This is a genomic window from Microbacterium sp. NPDC076895 (genome assembly GCF_040687115.1).
GTDB lineage: Bacteria > Actinomycetota > Actinomycetes > Actinomycetales > Microbacteriaceae > Microbacterium.
Window position 1 is genome coordinate 185,038 of the sequence record NZ_JBFBMQ010000004.1, and the last position, 21,140, is coordinate 206,177.

Genomic DNA, 21,140 nt, shown 5'->3' on the forward strand with positions numbered 1-21,140 from the left:
CAGGGAGACTCGAATGTCGGTGAGGCAGAGCCTGTTGGCGATCCTGGCGCAGGGGCCGTGCTACGGCTACCAGCTGCGGTCGGAGTTCGAGCGGCGCACCGGCTCGAGCTCGTCGCTCAACGTCGGCCAGATCTACAGCACTCTCGAGCGGCTCGAGCGCGACGGCCTCGTTTCGCGGGGCGCACCCGACACGGACGGCCACATCTACTGGCAGATCACGGATGCCGGCCGCGGCGAGGCGCGCGCCTGGCTGGCGTCTCCGGTCGAACGCAACCCCGGAACCCGGGACGAGCTCGCGATCAAGCTCGCCCTCGCAGCGACGCTGCCGGGAGTCGATGCGTTCGAGGTCATCGATACGCAGCGGCGAGCCTCGACTCGGCGCCTCGAGTCCCTGCGCAGGGCGACGTTCGGTGGTGAGATCGTCGGCGGACCGGAAGAGCTCGCCTGGTCGCTTCTCAACGAGTCGATGGTTTTCGGTGCGGAGGCGGAACTTCGGTGGCTCGATCACGTCGAGGCGCAACTCGCGGCGCGCGCCGCGCACGCAATGGTGCTCGAACTCGACACTCACCGTCCCAAGCGCGGACGACCAGCATCGACCCGGCCGGTGTCGGCGTAAGGCGCGAAACCCTCATCATCGCTGGCGCTCCGAGCGCACCGGAGCGTCGTGCCGAGCGGAAGCAGGTCCTCGAGCGGGCTGTCGTGGGCGTGGTCGCCGAGGTAACGCAGCACGGTGCCACCGCGCTCCAGGTCCAGACGCACAGCGTCGGGCACAGGCGGCGCCTCGATCCCCTCGCCGAGGTAGAGGACTGAATCCACCACGCGGTGTGAGCCGAGGATGCCGGGCCGGGGCTGGTCGCCGCGAACCTGCAGGCGCTCGCGCAGCACCGGGCCCGCGGCATCCGTCACTTCCACATCGGCAGTAAGCGCGCCGCCGCGCTCGCCGGAGCGACCGAGGACGAGCGTTTCGCGGGCGATCACGGATGCTCCGGCGCCCAGTCGCACGGTCATCGACCGCGTGAGAGAGCCCGCGTCGGTGACCACCGTGGGCAGGCCATCCCACACGAGGTGAGCATCGGCGCCGAGGTCAAGGCGCGCGTGCCACTGCGACTGGCCGACCTCCTCTCGCCCGTAGACGATGAGACCGCCGATGTCGACCAGGCGCACTGAGCATCCGTCCCCGACACGGATGTCGAGCTCGACGTGGTCCCCGGGCATGAGCATCGCTCGGCCCGAGACCAGCGCGATCTCGACCGAGTGCCCCCGGCGATGCACGAGGCGGGGGAGAACCAGCTCGCCGTCCAGTGCGCACGCGACAGAGTCGCCCCGCGCACTCACCTCGACGACGGTGGGTCTCACGAGTGGGCGTGGTCCGCGTGATCGTGCAGGGCCCCGTCCGCGTGTGCGTGAGCGTGCTCGCCGTCGGCGTGGCTGTGCAGGAACCCGCCGCCTTCCTCGTCGGCGTGGAAGTGGGGGGCCATGGGGCCGGGATCCTGGGGGACGTGCGATCCGTCGCGGTGTGCGGCGAGGATCGACAGCACCCACTCGCGCAACGCCGCGACCGAGACGGCGTCGGTGCGCGAGAGAGCGAGCACCGTGCGGCCGTCGCGGGCGAGGGTGGCGTCGGCGACCATCTGCTCGACATCTACCCCGACATAGGGCGCGAGGTCGGTCTTGTTCACGACAAGCAGGTCGGCCCGGGCGATACCGGGACCACCCTTTCGGGCGACATCGCCGCCCCCAGCTACATCGAGGACGAAGATCTGCGCATCCACGAGCGCGGGCGAGAAGGTGGCGGTGAGGTTGTCGCCGCCCGACTCGATGACGACGAGGTCCAGGGGCGCGAAGGCACGCTCCAGGTCTTCGGCGGCGAGCAGGTTCGCGGTGACATCGTCGCGGATGGCGGTGTGCGGGCAGGCCCCGGTCTCCACGGCGACGATGCGCTCAGGATCGAGCACTCCGGCAGAGCGCAAGAACCGGGCATCCTCGTCGGTGTAGATGTCATTGGTGATGACGCCGATGCGGATCTCGTCGGCAAGAATGCGGCAGATCGTCGCGATGAGTGAGGACTTGCCGGTGCCGACGGGGCCGGCAACGCCAAGCCGCAGGGCGCGGGGTGAGTGGTCAGGCACGAAAGAGCCTCCTGGTCGATTGGGCGTGGGCCTGGGCCCACTGTTCGGATTGCGGTGCGGACAGGGCGGGGATGTCGGTCGGGTCGGTGATCTGCGCAATCAGCGGTAGCTCGTTCTCGATCTCGCTGCAGACCTCGACCACGAGAGAGACCAGATCGAGCGGATCGCGAGGCTCGAGCTTGAGGACCGCGGCTGCAGCTGCCTGTATGTCTTCGTAGACGACCAGTCGCGCCAGATCCAGCGCTGGCATGTCTAGCCCCGCCGCGATGACCCCGAGCACGCAGGCCCGCGGCGGAGGGGTCGCCCGCCCGCGCCAGGTGTGGATAGCCGAGTCGCCGGGGAGGAGCTCGGTCCCGACCCGCAGGTATCCGCGGGCGAGGTGGCGCGCGGCATCCCTCAGCGCGGCGCTCGGGGTACGGGCCGCCCATGCCGCCTCGACAGCGTCCAGATCACCGTCGATCATGCGCACGTGGCGTGCGGCGACAGCAGTCCCCGCCTCGATGAGGGTCACCGTGGCTGCCCGACCGCGCAGCAGAGCGGGAAGCTCCGCTGCCTGCAGGCCCGACATCAGCGCGGGCTCCACGCCGGCGGAGTGCGCGTGACCGCCGGAGGGCAGCCTGGCATCCGCGAGGAGCATCGCGGCGGAGGTCGAGGACAGTGCCATCAGAACAACTGGTAGAGCTGGGCCAGCGGCAGGCGGGCGGCGGGGGCGGGTTCGACGAGCTCGCCATCGATGCGGATGTCGAACGTGTCGGGCCGGATGTCGATTCGTGGCAGCGCATCGTTGTTGCGCATGTCGGCCTTGGTGACCGCGCGGGTGGACTGCAGCGGCAGCATCCGGCGTGTCAGCCCGAGGCGCTCCTCGATCCCCGCCGCCAGCGCGGCGGGAGAGACAAACGACACCGACAGGGCGCCGCCGATCGCATCGCTGAAGGCGGGACGCATGAGCACCGGTTGCGGGGTGGGGATCGAGGCGTTCGGATCGCCGAGGGCGCCCCACACCAGCCCGCCACCTTTCATGACCACGCTCGGGCGGAAACCGAAGAACCGCGGATCCCAGAGCACGAGGTCGGCGAGCTTGCCCACCTCGATCGAGCCGACCTCCCCGTCGATGCCGTGAGCGATCGCGGGGTTGACCGTGTACTTCGCGACATACCGACGGGCCCGCTCGTTGTCGGCGGGGAGGGAGGTGCCGAGGCTTCCGCGCCTGGCCTTCATGACGTGGGCGACCTGCCAGGTGCGGGTGATGACCTCGCCGATCCGTCCCATCGCCTGCGCGTCGGAGGAGGTGATCGAGATGGCGCCCATGTCGTGCAGGATGTCTTCGGCGGCGATCGTTGTCCCCCGGATGCGGGACTCCGCGAAGGCGAGATCCTCGGGTACACCCGGGTTGAGGTGGTGACAGACCATCAGCATGTCGAGGTGCTCGGCGACCGTGTTGACCGTGTGGGGCAGTGTCGGGTTCGTCGAGCCGGGAATAACGTAGGGAAGACTCGCGATCGAGAGGATGTCGGGAGCGTGACCGCCCCCCGCCCCCTCGACGTGGAACGCATGGATCGTGCGCCCCGCGATCGCGGCGATCGTCGAATCGACATAGCCCGCCTCGTTGAGCGAGTCACTGTGCAGGGCTACCTGGAGGCCCCATTCCTCGGCCGCGCGCAAGCTCGCGTCGATAGCTGCGGGAGTCGAGCCCCAGTCCTCGTGGACTTTGTAACCCGCTGCCCCCGCGAGCGCCTGCTCCTCGAATGCCGCGGCCGAGACGGTGTTCCCCTTGCCCAGCAGCAGGACGTTCACCGGAAGGCCGTCCAGAGCGCGGTGCATGTGTTCGAGATGCCAGGACCCGGGAGTGACGGTGGTGGCCTTCGATCCTTCCGAGGGTCCCGTTCCTCCCCCGACGACCGTGGTGATTCCCGCCGCGAGCGCCTCGTGAATTTGCGACGGGGACAGCAGGTGAACGTGCGAGTCGATGGCCCCCGCGGTGAGGATCTTTCCCTCCCCGGAGATGACGTCGGTGGAGGGTCCGATGATCAGCCGAGGGTCCACCCCATCGGCGATGTCGGGGTTGCCCGCGCGCCCTATCCCGACGATCCGGCCCTCGCGGACGCCGACATCGGCGCGCACGATTCCCCACCAGTCGAGGATGATCGCGTTCGTGATCACGGTGTCCAGGGCGCCATCGGCGCGCGAAACAGTGCTCTGCGCCATGGACTCGCGGATCGACTTGCCGCCCCCGAACACTGCCTCTTCGCCGCCGGCGGTGAGGTCCCTCTCGATCTCGATCCAGAGGTCGGTGTCGCCCAGGCGCACCTGATCGCCGGTGGTGGGCCCGTAGATCGCGGCGTATCTTTCCCTATCGATACTGACCATCAGAGGTCTCCCTCCTCGTGACGGATACGGATGCCTGCCACTCGGCGATGCCCGCGCAGGCTCACCGCTGCCACGCGCTTGGAGACCCCTGGCTCGAAACGCTCCGACGTCCCCGAGGGAATGTCGAGTCGAAAGCCCGCAGCTGCTGCGCGGTCGAAGTCGAGCGCGTCGTTGACGTCGGGCAGATGGATGTGGGAGCCGATCTGCACGGGACGATCCCCCGTGTTGAGAATGATCAACTCGAGCCGCTCGTCTGCCGCGCGGTCGCTGTTGAGCTCGATCTGCCCCGGACGCACGCGGATGGCTCCCGGTCCTGATGATGTTCCCGATGCCACGGTGACCCTCTCAGTCGATCGGATGGTGAACGGTGACGAGCTTCCGGCCGTCGGGGAAGGTGGCTTCGACCTGTACGTCGACGAGCATGTCGGCCACGCCCTCCATGACGTCATCGCGGGTGAGCACTGTGCGCCCCGCCGCCATGAGCTCCGCTACCCCGACACCTTCCCTGGCGCGCTCGATCACCCACGTCGACAGGAGGGCTACGGCCTCGGGGTGGTTGAGCTTGACGCCGCGTGCCTGACGGTCTCTGGCCACCATGCCCGCCACGGCGAGCAGCAGCTTCTCGGTATCCGCAGGTGACAGATGCACGGGGCGCTCCCTTCGGCTTGGCCCTCACTGAGGGGCCGGCGAGTCGGATCACTGTCAGGATGCTTGTCGGACAGCATCCCGAGCAGTGACAAAAGTCTGTCATCTCTGCGTTACTCACTCATCATGATCGGTGTGATCACTTGACTCAAGCCAGCGAAAAACCCCGCAATTTCAAGGAAATAGCAAGAATCTGGCTTTGGCAGTTTTACATGGTCGACACATTCGAGTAATGGCAATGTAATGCCACGGGTCCATGGTGAACTCACCTGCAGCAGTCGGCGGTGTTCTGCCACCGGCGATTCGGGACCTCTTCGCTCAGACCTCGGCGAGGGGTCCCACCCCGCACCACAGATCCTCTGACCGGGCGAACGGCGCATCCGACGCGGAACGCCACGCAAGCGGTATTCGTCGCGCCATCCGTGCGGACGGTGCGGCTTGCGCTCTCGCACACGCAACCTGAAACGGAGCACAGCATGATCACCACTGGCAGGCGTCTACGGACGCTGCTTGCGGCAGGCGCCATGGCCTCAGCCGCAGCCCTCGTCCTCGCCGGATGCGGCGCCCGCACCGACGACGCAGCCTCGAGCGAAGCCCCTGCGGCCGCGGAGAGCTGCGTCGACACCTCGGGCGACACCGTCAAGCTCGGATTCCTCAACTCGCTGACCGGAGGCATGGCGATCTCCGAGACCACGGTCTCGAACGTGCTGCACATGGCGGCTGATGAGATCAACGCCGACGGCGGCATCCTGGGCAAGCAGATCGAATACATCCAGGAAGACGGCGCCACCGACTGGCCCACCTTCGCCGAGAAGACCGAGAAGCTGCTCACGCAGGACTGCGTCGCCGCGATCTTCGGCGGCTGGACCTCCTCGTCGCGTAAGGCTGTCAAGCCTGTCGTCGAGGAGTACAACGGCCTCTTCTTCTACCCGGTCCAGTACGAAGGCCTCGAGTCCTCACCGAACATCTACTACACCGGTGCCACGACCAACCAGCAGATCATTCCCGCCATGGACTACCTGGCATCGCAGGGAGTGAAGACCCTGTTCCTGGCGGGATCGGACTACGTCTTCCCCCGCACCGCGAACGCGATCATCAAGCTCTACGCAGAGGAGCTCGGCATCGAGATCGTCGGCGAAGAGTACGTGCCGCTGGATCGTGACGACTGGACGACCCAGGTTGCCAAGATCGTCGAGGCTGACCCCGACTACATCTTCAACACGATCAACGGTTCCTCCAACGTCGGGTTCATCAAGGCGTACTACGACGCGGGCCTCACTCCCGAAGAGACACCGATCATCTCGGTCTCGATCGCTGAAGAAGAAGCTCCCGCGATGGGTCACGAGGTCACCGGCAACTACGCCTCGTGGAACTACTTCCAGTCCCTCGACACCCCGAACAACCCGGCGTTCATCGAGGCCTGGCAGGCCTACCCGGGCAGCAGCGGCGTGACCTCGGACCCCATGGAGGCCGCGTACATCTCGCTCTACCTCTACAAGGCCCTCGTTGAAGCCGCTGGCTCCTTCGACGTCGACGCGATCAACCAGGCTGCCCTGGACAACGAGATCACGGTGGACGCTCCCGAGGGTGTCGTGACCCTCAACGGGGAGAACCACCACATCTCCAAGCCGGGCCACATCGGACGCATCAACGCCGACAACCAGTTCGACATCGTCTGGGCATCGGACGGGTTCATCGAGCCCGACCCGTACCTCGAGCAGTACTCCTGGTTCCCCGAGGACGTGCGCAACGCCCTCGTGGCAGCCGCGGGCTGACACACACAAGGCACTGCGGGGTCCCGGCCTGTCCGGGGCCCCGCAGCACCGGCTCATCCATGAACACGCGCGAGAACAGAAGGGAGTGAACTCGAATGGATGCACTGATTCCGCCGCTGCTCAACGGCACCGCGCTGGGCGCCTTGCTGCTGTTGACAGCACTCGGCCTCACCCTGACCTTCGGCCAGATGGGGGTGATCAACATGGCGCACGGCGAGTTCATCATGGTCGGCGCCTTCACGACATTCCTCGTTCAGCTCGTCATCCCCGACAGCAACATCTCTATCCCTGTCGCGTTGCCCGTCGCCTTCGTCGTCGCCGGGCTCCTGGGTCTTCTGCTGGAGGCGGGAATTCTCCAGTGGATGTACCGCCGCCCCCTCGACACGCTCTTGGTCACCGTCGGTGTGGCCCTGATCCTGCAGCAGGCAGCGCTGCAGATCTTCCCCGCCCAGGGAGTGCCGGTGGAGAACCCCGGCTGGCTCCAGGGCCAGATCAACGTCTTCGGCTACGCCTGGCCACTGCGCCAGGTGTTCACCATCGGACTTGCCGCGGCGTGCGTGGCGATCCTCGCCGCCTGGCTCAAGTACTCCTCGTTCGGGCGCCGGATTCGCGCCACGGTGCAAAACCGCGACCTGGCCGAGACCGTGGGAGTACGCACCCGCACCGTGGACCGCATCACCTTCTTCGTGGGCTCGGGACTGGCTGGAGTCGCGGGTGTCGCAGCCTCCCTCATCGGGGGAACCAACTCCCAGATGGGGACCCAGTACATCATTCCCGCCTTCCTCGTCGTCGTGGCTGGGGGTATCGGGCAGATCAAGGGCACCGTGATCGCCGCCTTCGCGATCGGCATTGCGATGGCCTTCTTCGCCGACCTGACCAGCGGGAGCCTTGCTCAGGTGCTCGCCTTCGTGCTCGTCGTCGTCTTCCTGCAGATCCGCCCGCAGGGTCTGTTCACCGTCCGCACGAGGGGGTTGGCATGACCATCCTGACCAAGCTCAAGCCCTGGTACTCGCTCATCGGCATCGGCATCTTCGCCGTCATCCTCCTCGCGGTGGCGCCGTCGATCCTGACGATGCACTGGGTCAACAACCTCGGCAAGTACTGCGCCTGGGCGATCGTCGCCGTCGGGATCGGACTGGCGTGGGGACGCGGCGGGATGCTCGTCATGGGGCAGGGAGTCTTCTTCGGCCTCGGTGCCTACGCCATGGCCATGCACCTGACACTCGAAACTGCCGGCCCGGACGCGCTGCCCGGGTTCATGATCCTCTACGACCCGCTAGCCCCGCTCCCTGTCTTCTGGGAGCCCTTCCGCAGCCCCTGGTTCACTCTGCTGGCCATCCTCGTGCTGCCGATCATCGTGGCCGGCATCCTTGGTTTTGCGCTGTTCAAGCGCCGCGTCAAAGGCGCCTACTTCGCCATCCTCACTCAGGCGCTCGCGGTCGCGCTCGCCATCTGGATCAGCTCAACGATCCGCGAGACCGGAGGTGACACAGGCCTCAGCGGCTTCACGTCGTTCTTCGGGTACGACCTGAAGGATCCCGCCAACCAGGTGATGGTCTACCTCATCACCGCGAGTCTTCTCGTCGTCTGCATGGTCGTGGTGTGGCAGCTCTACCGCAGCCGTTTCGGCGAGCTGCTGCTGGCGACCCGCGACGCCGAGGAGCGCGTGCGGTTCCTGGGTTATGACCCGGCCAACGTCAAGCTCGCTGCCTTCGTCATCGCCGCGGTCATGGCCAGCATCGGGGGCGCCATGTTCGTCCCCCTGGTCGGGATCATCACTCCGCAAGAGATCGGGGCCTCCGCGTCGATCCTCATGATCGCCGGTGTCGCACTCGGGGGCCGTGCCTCCCTGTTCGGCCCGGTGCTCGGTGCCATGGCGATCGGATGGGGTCAATCCAGCCTCGCCTCGAGTTGGCCCGACGGATGGGTGTACCTGCTCGGTCTACTCTTCGTCGTCGTGACCCTCTTCCTCCCCAACGGCCTGGCCTCCCTGGTGGGGCGGGTCAAAGACTTGTTGGCGCGTGACCGCACGTCTGCACCCGCGCCGTTGCCGATCGAAGGCGAGGCGAAAGCATGAGTGAGAACGCGAGCACGTCGCCCGCAGCATCCGACTCGGGCGTCCTCGTCCCCGATGCCGAAACCTCCGTGACCGTGTCCCACCTCACGGTCAGCTTCGACGGGTTCAAGGCAGTCGACGATGTCGATCTGCTCATGCTCAAGGGGCAGGTCCACTTTCTCATCGGACCGAACGGAGCAGGCAAGACGACCCTCGTGGATGCGCTCACCGGTCTGGTTCCCGCGACCGGGACTGCCACCTATAACGGGATGGATCTTGTCTCGATGAAGGCGAACAAGATCGTGCGTGCCGGCGTGGGGCGAACTTTCCAGACCGCGACAGTGTTCGACGAGCTCTCGGTGCTCCAGAACCTCGACATCGCGGGCGGTCTGCATCGCCGGGCCTGGGGACTTCCTCTTGCTCGGCGCGGAGTGCCCGAGTACGTGGAGTCCGCGCTAGAGACGATCGGCCTGTCCGGGCTTCGCGACAAGCCTGCCGGCATCCTCGCGCACGGGCAGAAGCAGTGGCTTGAGATCGGCATGCTCCTCGTCCAAGACGCGAAGGTCATGTTCCTGGACGAGCCCGTGGCCGGCATGAATGCCGACGAACGGGACGAGACCGGGCAACTGCTCCAGCGCATCGGCGATCAGCGCACGATCATCGTCATCGAGCACGATATGGACTTCGTGCGCAACTACGCCGAGTGGGTCACCGTGATGCACTCGGGCAAGCTCCTGGCTGCCGGGACTGTTGAACAGGTGCAGGCGGACCGGCGGGTCCAGGAGGTCTATCTGGGGACGGCCGCCGACGCCGCCGTGGAAGGCGAGGGGGGCCACTGATGCTCGAGATCACCGGCGTCACAGCAGGTTATGGGCGCACCAAGGTGCTCCATGACGTCACCATCCAGATTCCGACCGGCTCCGCCGTCTCGGTGATGGGTCATAACGGTGCGGGCAAGACCACCCTCCTGCGCGTCGCTACAGGCCTGATTCCGGTGATGAGTGGACAGGTACGCATCGACGGTGAGGATGTCACCAAGATGCCGCCCTCGAAGCGGGTGCACCGCGGCCTTGGCTACGTGCCGCAAGGGCAGCAGTCCTTCCCGCAGATGACCACGCTCGAAAACCTCCAGCTGGTGGCAAAGCGCAACTCCGACATCGACGAGGTGTTCGACCTGTTCCCGGTCCTCAAACAACTCCTGGGGCGAAGGGCCGGTCTTCTGTCGGGCGGTCAGCGCCAGCAACTGGCGATCGCTCGTACCCTGCTGACCAAGCCACGACTCTTGGTGCTCGATGAACCCACCGAGGGTATCCAGCCGAATATCGTCGCGGATATCGAACGGGTCATCATCGACCTCACGCGTCGTGGCGATCTCTCGGTCCTGCTGGTGGAGCAGCATGTCGGCTTCGCGCTGCGGTCGACGAGCACGTACTACGTGCTGCAGTCGGGTCGAATCACGATGAGCGGTGAGGGTGGGGCGTCGGCGATCGACGATGTACGCGCCGCGATGGCGATCTGATTCAGATCGATTCCTCGCGGCAACGCCGGTGAAACACACTCTCGGCACAATCCGAAGCAGACGACATCTCGGAGGTGAGAGTGGGTGCGCTGGGCATGCGGACCCTGAACCGTGCGGGCGACGCGCGAGCGGCTGCAGAAGACAGTCTTGAGGACTATGCCTTCCGCTACGTTCCGCGCTCCTTCCGCCGGTGGAGCGCCCTGTCCGTCGGAGGCACCGCACTAGGGTCGATCGCCTTTCTCGCCGACTTCTCTATCGGCGCCAGTATCGGGCTCGAGCACGGGACGGCAAACGCCATGCTCGGCATCCTGCTGGCATCCGTGATCATCTTCGCGGTGGGATTTCCCGTCGCCTATTACGCGGCGCGGTACAACCTCGACCTCGACCTCGTCGCACGCGGCTCCGGCTTCGGTTACTACGGGTCGATCATCACCACCGTCGTGTTCGCAGGATTCACCTGCATCTTCTTCGCGCTCGAGGGCGCGATCATGGCGCAGGGACTCGCTGTGGCGGTGGGGATTCCGCTACCGCTCGGGTATGTCATCTCGACCGTGGTCGTAATCCCGATCGTGATCTACGGGATGCGGGCGCTGGAGAGACTGCAGTTCTGGACGACGCCGCTGTGGTTGGCGCTGGCACTGCTTCCCCTGATCTGGATCGTCGGTACCCAACCGGAGTCGGTCGTCGAGTTCGTCGAGTTCACGGGACTCTCGGACGGCGAGGTCAGTTTCAGCGCGATCGTTGCCAGTGCTGCGGTGTGCTTCGCGCTGACCCCGCAGCTTGCCGAGCAGATCGACTACATCCGTGTCATGCCGCCACGCACCGCGCGAAACTCGCGCTCGTGGTGGGTGTCTTTTGTCTTCAGCGGGCCGGGGTGGGTGGTCTTCAGCGGGACCAAGCAGCTCATCGGACTGTTCCTGGCGGTCTATCTGGTCACGAAGGTCGATCCGATGATCGGGGACCGAGCAGTCGAGCCGGTCGCTCAGTTCTTGGGGATGTACGAGTCGCTCGTGCCGGACTGGCTCGCATTGGCCCTCGTCCTGCTGTTGATCGTGATCGCTCAGATAAAGATCAATGTGACGAACGCTTACTCCGGGTCGCTGGCCTGGTCGAACGTGTACACCCGGGTGCGCAAGCGATATCCCGGGCGCACGGTGTTCGTGCTGTTCAACCTCATCATCGCGCTTGCCCTCATGCTCATGGATGTCTTCAGCCTCATCTCGTTCGTCCTGAGTCTGTACGCCAACGTTGTGATGGCCTGGCTCGTGACGATCTCGGCCGACATTGTCATCAACAAGCTGATCCTGAAGATCTCGCCGCGTTACCCCGAGTTCCGGCGGGGCATGCTGCACGACTGGAACCCGGTCGGCCTCTTGTCGGTGAGCCTTGCCTCCCTGCTGTCGCTGCTGACCTTTGCCGGGGCGTTCGGACCGAATCTGCAGCCATTCTCGGTGCTGATTGCTATTGGGGTAGCTCTCATCGTGACCCCGCTCATGGCGATCGCGACGCGGGGTCGGTACTACCTGCGCCGGTCCTCAGACGGCATCCCGACGCCGATTCTGGATGCGGACGGGAATCCTTCCGGAGAGCGACTTCGTTGCCACGTCACGGGGTACACCTTTGAGCGGCCGGATATGCTGATGTCGGCTGAGTTGGGGCCCCGGGGCGAGGTGCAATACGTCTCGTCGCTAGCTCTGACCCTCGACGATTCGGACCGATACGTCCTACCGCCGGAGCCGCCGCCGACGAGAGGAGAGCGCGACAGTGGTCGTTGACGAGACGATCGACACCTCTGGTGCGATTCTCGCCTGCGCGGCGACCCTGCTGCGACATCGGACATTCGAGGACATCACGTACCTCGACCTCGCCGAAGCATCCGGCGTCTCAGAGCGCACCCTCTACCGCCGCTTCCCGACGAGGTCGAACCTTCTGGATGCGCTGGGTCGCTGGATCGAGGAGGAGCACTTTCGGATCGCCGAGTTCCACACGTTCGCGCAGTTCCGGGAAGCCGTGCGGAATCGCTTCGCCGCGTATGCCGCGGAGCCGGCCTTCGCTTTCGTGGCGGCCCGGGGTGCCTCACTCTCCCCGATGGGCGACGAGCAGGCCACGCCGATGACCGACGCAATCATGGTGATGCTGCAGGAGTCGGTCCCCTGTCTGAACCGACGTGACGCGCTGCGGATCGCCGCCAACGCCCGCTACTTCGCATCTGCGCAGTTCTGGGCGCGGATGCGGACGGGCTTCGACATGAGCGGAGACCAGACCTTCGAGGCTTTCGAGTCCGCGATGGCTCAAGTGCTCCCACGTGAGACGAAGGCGAGCAGGGCGGCGTAGTGGCCGCAACCGACGCGGACGCCGAACTGTCTGCCACCCAATCGGCGATCCTCGCGGCATACGCCGAACTGATCGAGGAAGTGGGCACGGATGACGTGTCCTTTCGCGTGATCGCGCTGCGGGCGGGAGTCGGAGAGCGCACGGTGTTCCGTCACTACCCGACCCGCGTCGACTTGCTGCTTGCGACATCCGCTTGGATCGAGAGGACGACGTTCTCTCGATCGCAGTGCGAGTCCATCTTCGATGTCCCGATCGCGATTCGCGAGGCCATGGAAGCGTACGATCGTCGCCCGGAGTTGGCCTATGTGGTCGCCGAAACCTCGATGCGCGGCGTCAACGGTGCCGAGCCTGCCCCGTATCGCGAGGCGTTCAGCGCGCTCCTGAGGCACGAGGTCCCTTCTCTGGGAGAGAACGAGCGACAGCAGATTGTCGCAGCACTGTGTCACCTCGACTCGGCGGCGACCTGGGTGGCAATGCGCCGACAGCTGGGGATGAGTGGTCGCGACATCGCCGACGCTGCGACCTGGGCTGCGGAGGCGATTCTCGATCCGATCCGGGATCGCGCGGAAGGGTCCCGCGCGATCTGAGCGGCTCCGCGGCCACTATCGAGATTGATCCGAGGGGGTTGACGGCGGCCTTGGCGTGCCTTAACGTACAACCAAATGGTTGTACAAAGGGACCTCACGGATGACGAGATCGACCGCCTGTTCCACGCGCTCGCGGCAGCGACCCGGCGCGACATCCTGCGGCGGACAATCGAGTCCGAGCACTCGGTCTCGGTGCTCGCGCGGGACTACGACATGTCGTTCGCGGCGGTCCAGAAGCACGTCGCCGTCCTCGAAGAGGCCGGCCTCATCATCAAGCGAGCGGAGGGGCGCGAGCGTCTCGTTCGCGCCGATCCGACCATGATCGCCCGGGCTCGTGCCCTCCTCGCCCGCTACGAAGACCTGTGGCGGGCGCGCATCCAGCGACTTGACGACCTGCTCGCCGAGCCAGCCGACCCATCGGCATCCATCACCACGAAAGGGAACTGACGATGCCCGTCACCGCTGTCACCACCGACCCCGACGCGCTCACGATGACGCTCGTCGGCGACTTCGCCGCGCCCGTCGAGCGACTCTGGCGTGCGTTCACCGACCCTGCCCAGCTCGACCGCTTCTGGGGCCCTCCGGGATGGCCGGCGACCTTCACGTCGTTCGATCTCACTCCCGGTGGGCGCACGCAGTATCAGATGACCAGCCCGCAGGGCGAGGTGTCGCGCGGCGGCTGGGAGTTCACGGCCATCGACGAGCCACACCGATTCGAGGTGCTCGACTCGTTTCTCAACGGTGACGGCGACGTGCTCGAAGGCATGCCCACGATGCGCGTCGAGTTCCTCTTCGAGGCGACGCCCGAGGGCTCGCGACTCACCAACATCACCTACTTCGACTCGCTCGAAGCCCTGGAGCAGGTTGTCGAGTTCGGCGCCGTCGAAGGCTCGACCCTGGCCATCAATCAGCTCGACGCAGTGCTGCAGGACCTGCGCGAGTACGCGCAGGGCAAGGGCACGCAGACTGAGATCCTCAGTGACACGCACGTGCGCATCACGCGGCTGATCGAGGGGCCCCGCGATCTCGTGTGGCGGGCCCACACCGAGCCCGAGCTCATGAAGAAGTGGCTGCTGGGTCCGGACGGCTGGCGGATGACGGTGTGCGAGGTCGATCCGACGGTCGGCGGGCGCTACCGCTATGAGTGGACGCCCGACGAGGGGGTCGAGGGTGAGACGTTCGGCTTCGACGGCGAGACACTCGTGAGCGAGGCCCCGAGGCGTGCGGTGACCACCGAGCACATGACCGGCACCGACTTCCCGTCGACGCTCAACGACATGTCCCTCTACGAAGAGGACGGCGCGACCCTCATCACGCTCGTGATCGAGTACCCCGACAAGGACACGCGCGACATGGTCCTGGCCACCGGTATGACCGAGGGCATGGAGACTAGCTACGCCCGACTGGAGCGGGAGCTCCTGCCGGCCTGAGTCGCCGCTCGCGGCATCCGTTTCACACGAAGGGTCGCAACACGCCGCTGCCGAGGTGCAGCGTACGGCGTGTTGCGACCCTTCGGTCTTCCCGGGGGTTGCGGACTCAGTACTCAGTGTTACTATCTACTGGTAGTCAATAACACTGAGTAGTGAGGATGCCGATGGGCAAGCAGATGACCGAGATGCTCAAGGGCACGCTCGAGGGCATCGTTCTCGCGCTGCTGGCGACCGGCTCGGCCTACGGGTACGAGATCACGGCGCGGCTGCGCGAGCGCGGCTTCACCGACATCGCCGAGGGCACGATCTACGCCCTCCTGGTGCGGATCGAGCAGCGCGGGCTCGTGGATGTCGAGAAGGTCCCGTCCGAGAAAGGCCCGCCCCGCAAGGTCTACTCACTCAACGACCGAGGACGCGACGACCTCGAGGAGTTCTGGCGCACCTGGAGCTTCCTGTCCGAGCGCCTCGATCAGCTTCACACCACCGATGACCAGACCGAAGGGAGCGACTGACTATGGCCGCGAAGTGGATCGAGCTCGTGACGGGCTCGATGGAAGACAAGCGCCGCTGGCGCGCATACAAGGAGCGCGTCAAGCAGCTGCCCGCGCCGTACCGCACAGCGGTCGACGGGATCGAGCGATACCTGATGTACGTCGGCGGAACGGCAGATGGCGGCCCGCTCATGCTTCAGATGCTCGACGACCTCGCCGACCTGTTCGAACGCGCCGCCCTCGACGGAACCCCGGTTCGAGACATCGTCGGTGACGACCCCGTCGCCTTCGTCGAGGAGTTCAAGGCGAACTATGGCCTCGGGTCGTGGATCACGAAGGAACAGCGCCGGCTGATCGACGCAATCGCCCGGGCCGAAGCCGCGACCGGTGACGGAGAAACATCATGACCGCCGCGACATCTGCGCCGGCATCCGCGATCCGCGTATCCGGACTGACGAAGTCCTTCGGAGACCTCGACGTCCTTCGCGGCGTCGACCTCGACGTGCCGACCGGTGCGATCGTCGCCCTGCTCGGCTCCAACGGCGCGGGCAAGACGACGCTCGTCCGCATCCTCGCGACCCTCACGCATCAGGATGCCGGCACCGCCGAGGTCGCGGGGGCGGATGTCGCCGCCGACCCGGCCCGGGTGCGCGAGACGATCAGTCTCACTGGCCAGTTCACCGCGGTCGACGACGTGCTGACCGGCCGCGAGAACCTGGCGCTCGTGGCGCGGCTGCGTCACCTCCCCGACCCGCGCAGCATCGCCGATGCGCTGCTGGCCCGGTTCCGGTTGACGGATGCCGGGAGTCGCCCCGCCGGCACGTACTCGGGCGGCATGAAGCGGCGCCTCGACATCGCGATGAGCCTCATCGGGAACCCCCCGGTGATCTTCCTCGACGAGCCGACGACCGGCCTGGATCCCCAGGCGCGCATCGAGGTGTGGGATGCCGTCCGCGAGCTCGCTGCCGGCGGCACCACCGTGCTGCTTACGACGCAGTACCTCGATGAGGCCGAGCATCTCGCCGATCGGATCGCGATCCTGCACGAGGGGCGGATCATCGCCGACGGTACGCTCGCCGAGCTCAAGGCACTGCTCCCTCCCGCCCAGGTCGAGTACGTCGAGAAGCAGCCGACGCTCGAAGAGGTCTTCCTCGCCATCATCGGCGCACCCGCCGCGGCCGATGCCGACACCCCAACGCCTGAGGAGGCGAAATGACCACGCACGTGATCGCCGACACAACGGCGTTGACCAGCCGGTCGCTCCGGCACATCCTGCGAAGCCCCGACACGATCATCACGACAGCTGTCATGCCGATCGGCATCTTGCTGCTGTTCGTCTTCGTCCTCGGCGGTGCGATCGACACCGGCGCTCAGTCCTACATCGACTACCTGCTGCCCGGCATCCTGCTCATCACAATCGCCTCGGGCGTCGCGTACACGTCGTACCGACTGTTCCTCGATCTGCAGGGCGGGATGTTCGAGCGGTTCCAGTCGATGCCGATCGCACGGTCCAGCGCCCTGTGGGCGCACGTGCTGACCTCGCTGGCTGCGAACCTCGTGTCGCTGGCGATCGTCATCGGGGTGGCGTTCATCTTCGGCTTCCGCTCGGGTGCCGGAGTGCTCGCGTGGCTGGCCGTCGTCGGCATCCTGCTGCTGTTCACGCTGACTCTCACGTGGCTCGCGGTACTCGCGGGACTGTCAGCCAAGACGGTCGACGGGGCGAGCGCCTTCTCGTACCCGCTGATACTCCTGCCGTTCATCAGCTCCGCCTTCGTGCCGACCGACACGATGCCGGCGCCGGTCGCGTGGTTCGCCGAGAACCAGCCTGTGACCCCGATCGTCGACACCATCCGCGCGCTGCTCGCGGGGCAGCCCGTGGGAACGGACATCTGGATCGCGCTGGCCTGGACGCTCGGCATCCTGGTGATCGGCTACGTCCTCGCGATGCTGCGCTACCGCCGCCGCATCCGCTGAGGCTCACGCGGGTGCCGTGGGAGGGTCAGGATGTCTGGGCGAGGCTCTCTTCGAGGGCGACCCAGGCGAGCATCGCGCACTTCACGCGGGCGCTGAACTTCGAGACGCCCGAGAGTGCTGCGGCATCCTCGTAGACGTCCTCGTCGAGCTCGATCGTGCCGCGCGAGCGCAGCGCCTCGCGGAAGCCATCGATCAGTTCCGCTGCCTTCTCGCGCGGGACGCCGTCGATGAGGTCCACGAGCATGGATGCCGACGCCTGCGATATCGAGCAGCCCTGGCCCTCCCACGTCACATCGCGGATCGTCTGGCCGTCATCCGAGACCCGCACCCGCAGTGTCACCTCGTCACCGCAGATCGGGTTGCGCTGGTAGCTCGTGCCCGAGTGGTCATCGGCCTCGGCAAGACCGAAGCCGTGCGGACGCTTCGAGTGGTCCAGGATCAGCTCCTGGTACAGGGATTCAAGACTCATCAGGATGCTCCGAAGAATGCGCGGACGCCACGGGTTGCGTCCAGGAATCGGTCGACCTCGTCGGGGGTCGTGTAGACGGATGCCGAGGCCCGCACCGAGGCCGTGAGACCGAACCGGCGGTGCAGGGGCTGCGCGCAGTGATGGCCCACGCGCACTGCGACGCCCCGCGAGTCGAGGAATTGCCCTACATCGTGGGCGTGGACGCCGTCGACGGCGAACGAGGCGAGACCCACGCGGGGTGCGGCGTCAGTGTCTCCGAGAAGACGGATGCCGGGAATCTCGCGCAGTCCGTCGCGCATGCGCCGCTCGAGCTCGACCTCGTGCGCGTGAACCGCGTCCATCCCGAGCGACTGGAGGTAGCGGGCGGCGGTGGCGAGGCCGACGGCCTGCGAGACCGGCTGCGTCCCGGCCTCGAAGCGCTGCGGCGAGGGCAGGTACTGGGCCTCATCCAGCGTGACTGTCGTGATCATCGACCCGCCGGTGAGGAACGGGGGCAGCGCATTCAGCAGCTCGCGCCTGCCGTAGAGCCCGCCGATGCCGTACGGGCCGAGCATCTTGTGGCCCGAGAACACGGCGAAATCCACGCCGATCGCCGGGAGGTCGATGCTCAGGTGGGGAACCGACTGACAGGCATCCATCACCGTGATCGCGTCGACGTTGCGCGCAAGAGCGATGAGGTCGTCGATCGGGTTGATGATGCCCAGCACATTCGACACGTGCGGGAACGCGACGATCCGGGTGCGGTCGCCGATCAGCTTGGCAGCGGCATCCATGTCGAGGCGTCCGTCGTCCAGCACCGGGATGTGGCGCAGCCGCGCACCCGTGCGGGCGGCGAGCTCCTGCCAAGGGATGAGGTTCGCGTGGTGCTCGGACTCCGTCACGACGATCTCGTCATCCGGCTGCAGCGCAAAGCGCCTCGCTGCTTCGCCGCCCCGCCCGAGGGTCGCATTCCCGATCGCGTATGCGATGAGATTGATGCCAGCGGTGGCGCCGGATGTCCAGACGAGCTCGCCCTCGCCGGCGCCCACGAACGCCGCAACCGCCTCACGGGCATCCTCGAACGCGTCAGTGGACTCGGCAGCAAGCGTGTGGGCGCCGCGGTGGACCGCTGCGTTCGTGTGGGTCAGAAACTCCACCTCGGCATCGATCACCTGCTGCGGCTTCTGGCTCGTCGCGGCAGAGTCGAGGTAGGCGAGTGGGTGGCCGTTCACCTCCTGCGCGAGCAGGGGGAAATCGGCGCGGACGGCGGCGAGATCCAGCGGGGTCACGGCAGGAACGGTCACCCCTCCAGCGTACGCGCCGTACGTGTCGGCGGATCGGGTCGGCGGGCCCGGTGCGACGGATGCTGCGCGCTAATCCTGCGGACGCTCGAGGCTCGAATGCTCGGCGTGCTCGAAGTTCTCGACCGGATCGTAGGGCCGCCCCGCCCGCTCCTGGCCGGGCAGGGGGCGCGACCGGCGCCCGTAGATCAGCTCCGACGAGTCAAGCAACCACGGCACGAGCGTGATCGTGACGCCGTGAATCAGCATGAGCTGCTGCGCGAGCCGCCGGGAGCGGCGGTTGTGCAGCAGTGTCTCCCACCAGTGCCCGACGATGTACTGCGGCAGGTACACGGTCATCACGGCAGGCCCGTTCTTCTCGCGGTAGCGCCGGATGAACTCGCCGATGGGCCCCGCGTAGGTGCGGTAGGGCGAGTCGATGATCACGAGGGGAATGGGGATTCCGTGCGCCTTCCACTCCTGCTGCAGGGCGTCGGCATCCTCGTGGTCGGTCGCGACGTGCAGGGCTATCGTCTTGTCGTGGCGCGCGGCCATCGCATAGTCGAGCGCCTTCGCCACCGGCTTCTGCAGCCGGCTGACCATGACGAGTGCAACGTCACCGTCCGAGCCGAAGTGGATCTCGTCATCCATTCGGATCTCGTGCTCGACGTCGCGGTAATACCGGTTCACCCCGAGCATCAGGGTGGCAAGGATCGGGATCGCCAGGAAGACGAGCCAGGCCCCGTGCGTGAACTTCGTCACGGTCACGATGATCAGAACGGCGGCGGTGAAGGTTGCTCCGGTCGTGTTGATGATCAGTCCCGTGATCGCGCCACGGCGTTCGAGGCCGGATGCCGGATCTCGCCGCGCTTCGACGCGGGTGGTGGCCCGGATGATGCGGCGCCAGTGTCGCACCATGCCGATCTGGCCGATCGAGAACGACACGAAGACCCCGATGATGTACAGCTGGATGAGCGTCGTGAGGTTGGCCTGGTAGATCACCAGCACGGCGATCGCGATAAGACCGAGCACCAGCATCCCGTTGGAGAACACGAGACGGTCGCCGCGGGTGTTCAGCGCCTTCGGGGCGTAGCCGTCGCGGGCCAGGACCGCCCCGAGAAGGGGGAAGCCGTTGAAGGCGGTGTTGGCTGCCAGCAGCAGCACGAGCGCGGTCGCAGCCTGGATCAGGTAGAAGGGGATCGACCCCATGCCGAACGTTGCGGCAGCGACCTGTGCCATGAGGCTCGGCTGCGGTTGGTTCGCGCAGTCGAACCCGACGAGCGTGCAGGGGTCTTCGGCGTAGTGCACTCCCGATACCAGGGCTAGTGCCGTGAGGCCCGCGAACATCAGGATCGCGACGCCGCCCATCATCGTGAGGGTGGTCTGGGCATTGCGCACCTTGGGGCGGCGGAAGGCCGGGACTCCGTTGGAGACCGCTTCGACACCTGTCAGGGCGGAGCATCCGCTCGAGAAGGCGCGCAGAACGAGCAGGATGACGGCAGCCTGCGACAGGCTCTCGGCCTGCACCGCGAACTCAGCGGACGACGCGACCGGCGGGTCCCCGAGCGCGGTGCGCACGAGCCCGGTGCCGATCATGAACACCACCGAGCCGATGAAGACATAGGTGGGGATTGCGAAGACGAGGGATGCCTCGCGCACGCCCCGCAGGTTGATGAGCACGATGACGACGACGAAGCCGATCGCAAGTTCGACGCGCGCCGGGTCGAGCCCGGGGAGGGCGGAGATGATGTTGTCGACCCCCGAGGCCACCGACACCGCCACGGTGAGGACGTAGTCGACCAACAGGGCGGCCGCCACGACGACACCGGGTACCTCGCCGAGATTGGTGCGGGCCACCTCGTAGTCCCCACCGCCCGAGGGATAAGCCTTGATGAGCTGCCGGTAGCTGAGCACGACGACGCTCAGCAGCACGACGACAGCGGCGGCGATCCACGGCGAGAAGGCGAGAAAAGCGAGCCCACCGGTCAGCAGGATCATGAGCAGTTCCTGCGGCGCGTAGGCCACCGACGACAGTGCGTCGGAGGCGAAGATCGGCAGTGCCATCTTCTTCGGGAGCAGGTGCTCGTCCATCGCATCGGAGGACA

The 21,140-nt window shown here is 66.5% G+C and carries 24 protein-coding genes; 15 read left to right on the forward strand and 9 right to left on the reverse strand.

The features are described from left to right. Positions 1 to 13: 13 nt before the first annotated feature. Positions 14 to 616 carry a PadR family transcriptional regulator gene (locus AB0O89_RS05350; protein ID WP_363494880.1) on the forward strand — a complete coding sequence of 201 codons (603 nt, stop codon included), beginning with the start codon at positions 14 to 16 and terminating at the stop codon, positions 614 to 616. Here the strand turns inward: AB0O89_RS05350 and AB0O89_RS05355 are convergent. From AB0O89_RS05355 to AB0O89_RS05380, 6 genes are read right to left on the reverse strand one after another with little or no spacing between them, the layout of a single operon-like run. Further along, positions 565 to 1,356: an urease accessory protein UreD gene (locus AB0O89_RS05355; protein WP_363494882.1), complete on the reverse strand. Its 792-nt coding sequence runs from the start codon at positions 1,354 to 1,356 to the stop codon at positions 565 to 567. The genes AB0O89_RS05350 and AB0O89_RS05355 overlap by 52 nt on opposite strands. Next, entirely contained in the window at positions 1,353 to 2,129 is a 777-nt protein-coding gene (gene ureG, locus AB0O89_RS05360; protein WP_292735277.1) for an urease accessory protein UreG, read from the reverse strand. The genes AB0O89_RS05355 and ureG overlap by 4 nt, the downstream gene beginning before the upstream one ends. After that, positions 2,122 to 2,793, reverse strand: coding sequence for an urease accessory UreF family protein (locus tag AB0O89_RS05365; RefSeq protein WP_363494885.1), 672 nt, complete (start codon positions 2,791 to 2,793; stop codon positions 2,122 to 2,124). Before AB0O89_RS05365 ends, ureG begins: the two co-directional genes overlap by 8 nt. Then, positions 2,793 to 4,496 carry an urease subunit alpha gene (locus AB0O89_RS05370; protein ID WP_363494887.1) on the reverse strand — a complete coding sequence of 568 codons (1,704 nt, stop codon included), beginning with the start codon at positions 4,494 to 4,496 and terminating at the stop codon, positions 2,793 to 2,795. The genes AB0O89_RS05365 and AB0O89_RS05370 overlap by 1 nt, the downstream gene beginning before the upstream one ends. Then, entirely contained in the window at positions 4,496 to 4,831 is a 336-nt protein-coding gene (gene ureB / locus AB0O89_RS05375; protein WP_363494889.1) for an urease subunit beta, read from the reverse strand. The genes AB0O89_RS05370 and ureB overlap by 1 nt, the downstream gene beginning before the upstream one ends. A 10-nt stretch (positions 4,832 to 4,841) precedes the next feature. Further along, complete coding sequence (locus AB0O89_RS05380; protein ID WP_292729658.1) at positions 4,842 to 5,144, reverse strand: urease subunit gamma; 303 nt, start codon at positions 5,142 to 5,144, stop codon at positions 4,842 to 4,844. Positions 5,145 to 5,617: 473 nt separating this feature from the next. On the opposite strand from AB0O89_RS05380, the gene urtA reads away from it, so the two are divergent. The 14 genes from urtA to AB0O89_RS05450 all read left to right on the forward strand — a co-directional run bounded on the left by urtA (position 5,618) and on the right by AB0O89_RS05450 (position 17,307). Then, positions 5,618 to 6,916, forward strand: coding sequence for an urea ABC transporter substrate-binding protein (gene urtA / locus AB0O89_RS05385; protein WP_292729661.1), 1,299 nt, complete (start codon positions 5,618 to 5,620; stop codon positions 6,914 to 6,916). 95 nt (positions 6,917 to 7,011) lie between these two features. Beyond that, entirely contained in the window at positions 7,012 to 7,896 is an 885-nt protein-coding gene (gene urtB / locus AB0O89_RS05390; protein ID WP_292729664.1) for an urea ABC transporter permease subunit UrtB, read from the forward strand. Next, on the forward strand, positions 7,893 to 8,993 hold the full coding sequence (gene urtC / locus AB0O89_RS05395; RefSeq protein WP_363494893.1) for an urea ABC transporter permease subunit UrtC: 1,101 nt from the start codon (positions 7,893 to 7,895) through the stop codon (positions 8,991 to 8,993). The genes urtB and urtC overlap by 4 nt, the downstream gene beginning before the upstream one ends. Next, positions 8,990 to 9,811: an urea ABC transporter ATP-binding protein UrtD gene (gene urtD / locus AB0O89_RS05400; RefSeq protein ID WP_363494895.1), complete on the forward strand. Its 822-nt coding sequence runs from the start codon at positions 8,990 to 8,992 to the stop codon at positions 9,809 to 9,811. The genes urtC and urtD overlap by 4 nt, the downstream gene beginning before the upstream one ends. Then, on the forward strand, positions 9,811 to 10,491 hold the full coding sequence (gene urtE, locus AB0O89_RS05405) for an urea ABC transporter ATP-binding subunit UrtE (RefSeq protein WP_363494897.1): 681 nt from the start codon (positions 9,811 to 9,813) through the stop codon (positions 10,489 to 10,491). The genes urtD and urtE overlap by 1 nt, the downstream gene beginning before the upstream one ends. Before the next feature lie 95 nt (positions 10,492 to 10,586). Then, the gene (locus AB0O89_RS05410; RefSeq protein ID WP_363494899.1) at positions 10,587 to 12,266 is read left to right on the forward strand and encodes a hypothetical protein; all 1,680 of its coding nucleotides are present in this window, start codon (positions 10,587 to 10,589) and stop codon (positions 12,264 to 12,266) included. After that, on the forward strand, positions 12,256 to 12,825 hold the full coding sequence (locus AB0O89_RS05415) for a helix-turn-helix domain-containing protein (RefSeq protein ID WP_363494901.1): 570 nt from the start codon (positions 12,256 to 12,258) through the stop codon (positions 12,823 to 12,825). Before AB0O89_RS05410 ends, AB0O89_RS05415 begins: the two co-directional genes overlap by 11 nt. Further along, on the forward strand, positions 12,825 to 13,412 hold the full coding sequence (locus AB0O89_RS05420; protein WP_363494903.1) for a helix-turn-helix domain-containing protein: 588 nt from the start codon (positions 12,825 to 12,827) through the stop codon (positions 13,410 to 13,412). The genes AB0O89_RS05415 and AB0O89_RS05420 overlap by 1 nt, the downstream gene beginning before the upstream one ends. Before the next feature lie 75 nt (positions 13,413 to 13,487). After that, positions 13,488 to 13,859 (forward strand): helix-turn-helix domain-containing protein, encoded by a 372-nt coding sequence (locus AB0O89_RS05425; RefSeq protein ID WP_363494905.1) that lies wholly within the window; start codon positions 13,488 to 13,490, stop codon positions 13,857 to 13,859. 2 nt (positions 13,860 to 13,861) lie between these two features. Beyond that, positions 13,862 to 14,842 (forward strand): SRPBCC family protein, encoded by a 981-nt coding sequence (locus AB0O89_RS05430; protein WP_363494907.1) that lies wholly within the window; start codon positions 13,862 to 13,864, stop codon positions 14,840 to 14,842. 164 nt (positions 14,843 to 15,006) lie between these two features. Then, entirely contained in the window at positions 15,007 to 15,354 is a 348-nt protein-coding gene (locus AB0O89_RS05435) for a PadR family transcriptional regulator (RefSeq protein ID WP_363494909.1), read from the forward strand. A gap of 2 nt (positions 15,355 to 15,356) precedes the next feature. Next, positions 15,357 to 15,740 (forward strand): DUF1048 domain-containing protein, encoded by a 384-nt coding sequence (locus AB0O89_RS05440; protein WP_363494911.1) that lies wholly within the window; start codon positions 15,357 to 15,359, stop codon positions 15,738 to 15,740. Further along, the gene (locus tag AB0O89_RS05445; protein ID WP_363494913.1) at positions 15,737 to 16,549 is read left to right on the forward strand and encodes an ABC transporter ATP-binding protein; all 813 of its coding nucleotides are present in this window, start codon (positions 15,737 to 15,739) and stop codon (positions 16,547 to 16,549) included. Before AB0O89_RS05440 ends, AB0O89_RS05445 begins: the two co-directional genes overlap by 4 nt. After that, positions 16,546 to 17,307, forward strand: coding sequence for an ABC transporter permease (locus tag AB0O89_RS05450; RefSeq protein WP_363494915.1), 762 nt, complete (start codon positions 16,546 to 16,548; stop codon positions 17,305 to 17,307). Before AB0O89_RS05445 ends, AB0O89_RS05450 begins: the two co-directional genes overlap by 4 nt. A 25-nt stretch (positions 17,308 to 17,332) precedes the next feature. Here AB0O89_RS05450 and sufU read toward each other — a convergent pair whose 3' ends face one another. The 3 genes from sufU to AB0O89_RS05465 form a co-directional block, all read right to left on the reverse strand. Next, positions 17,333 to 17,776: a Fe-S cluster assembly sulfur transfer protein SufU gene (sufU, locus tag AB0O89_RS05455; RefSeq protein ID WP_363494917.1), complete on the reverse strand. Its 444-nt coding sequence runs from the start codon at positions 17,774 to 17,776 to the stop codon at positions 17,333 to 17,335. After that, entirely contained in the window at positions 17,776 to 19,059 is a 1,284-nt protein-coding gene (locus tag AB0O89_RS05460) for a cysteine desulfurase (protein ID WP_363494919.1), read from the reverse strand. Before AB0O89_RS05460 ends, sufU begins: the two co-directional genes overlap by 1 nt. 69 nt (positions 19,060 to 19,128) lie before the next feature. Further along, entirely contained in the window at positions 19,129 to 21,126 is a 1,998-nt protein-coding gene (locus tag AB0O89_RS05465; protein WP_363494958.1) for an APC family permease, read from the reverse strand. Between the last annotated feature and the right edge of the window lie 14 nt (positions 21,127 to 21,140).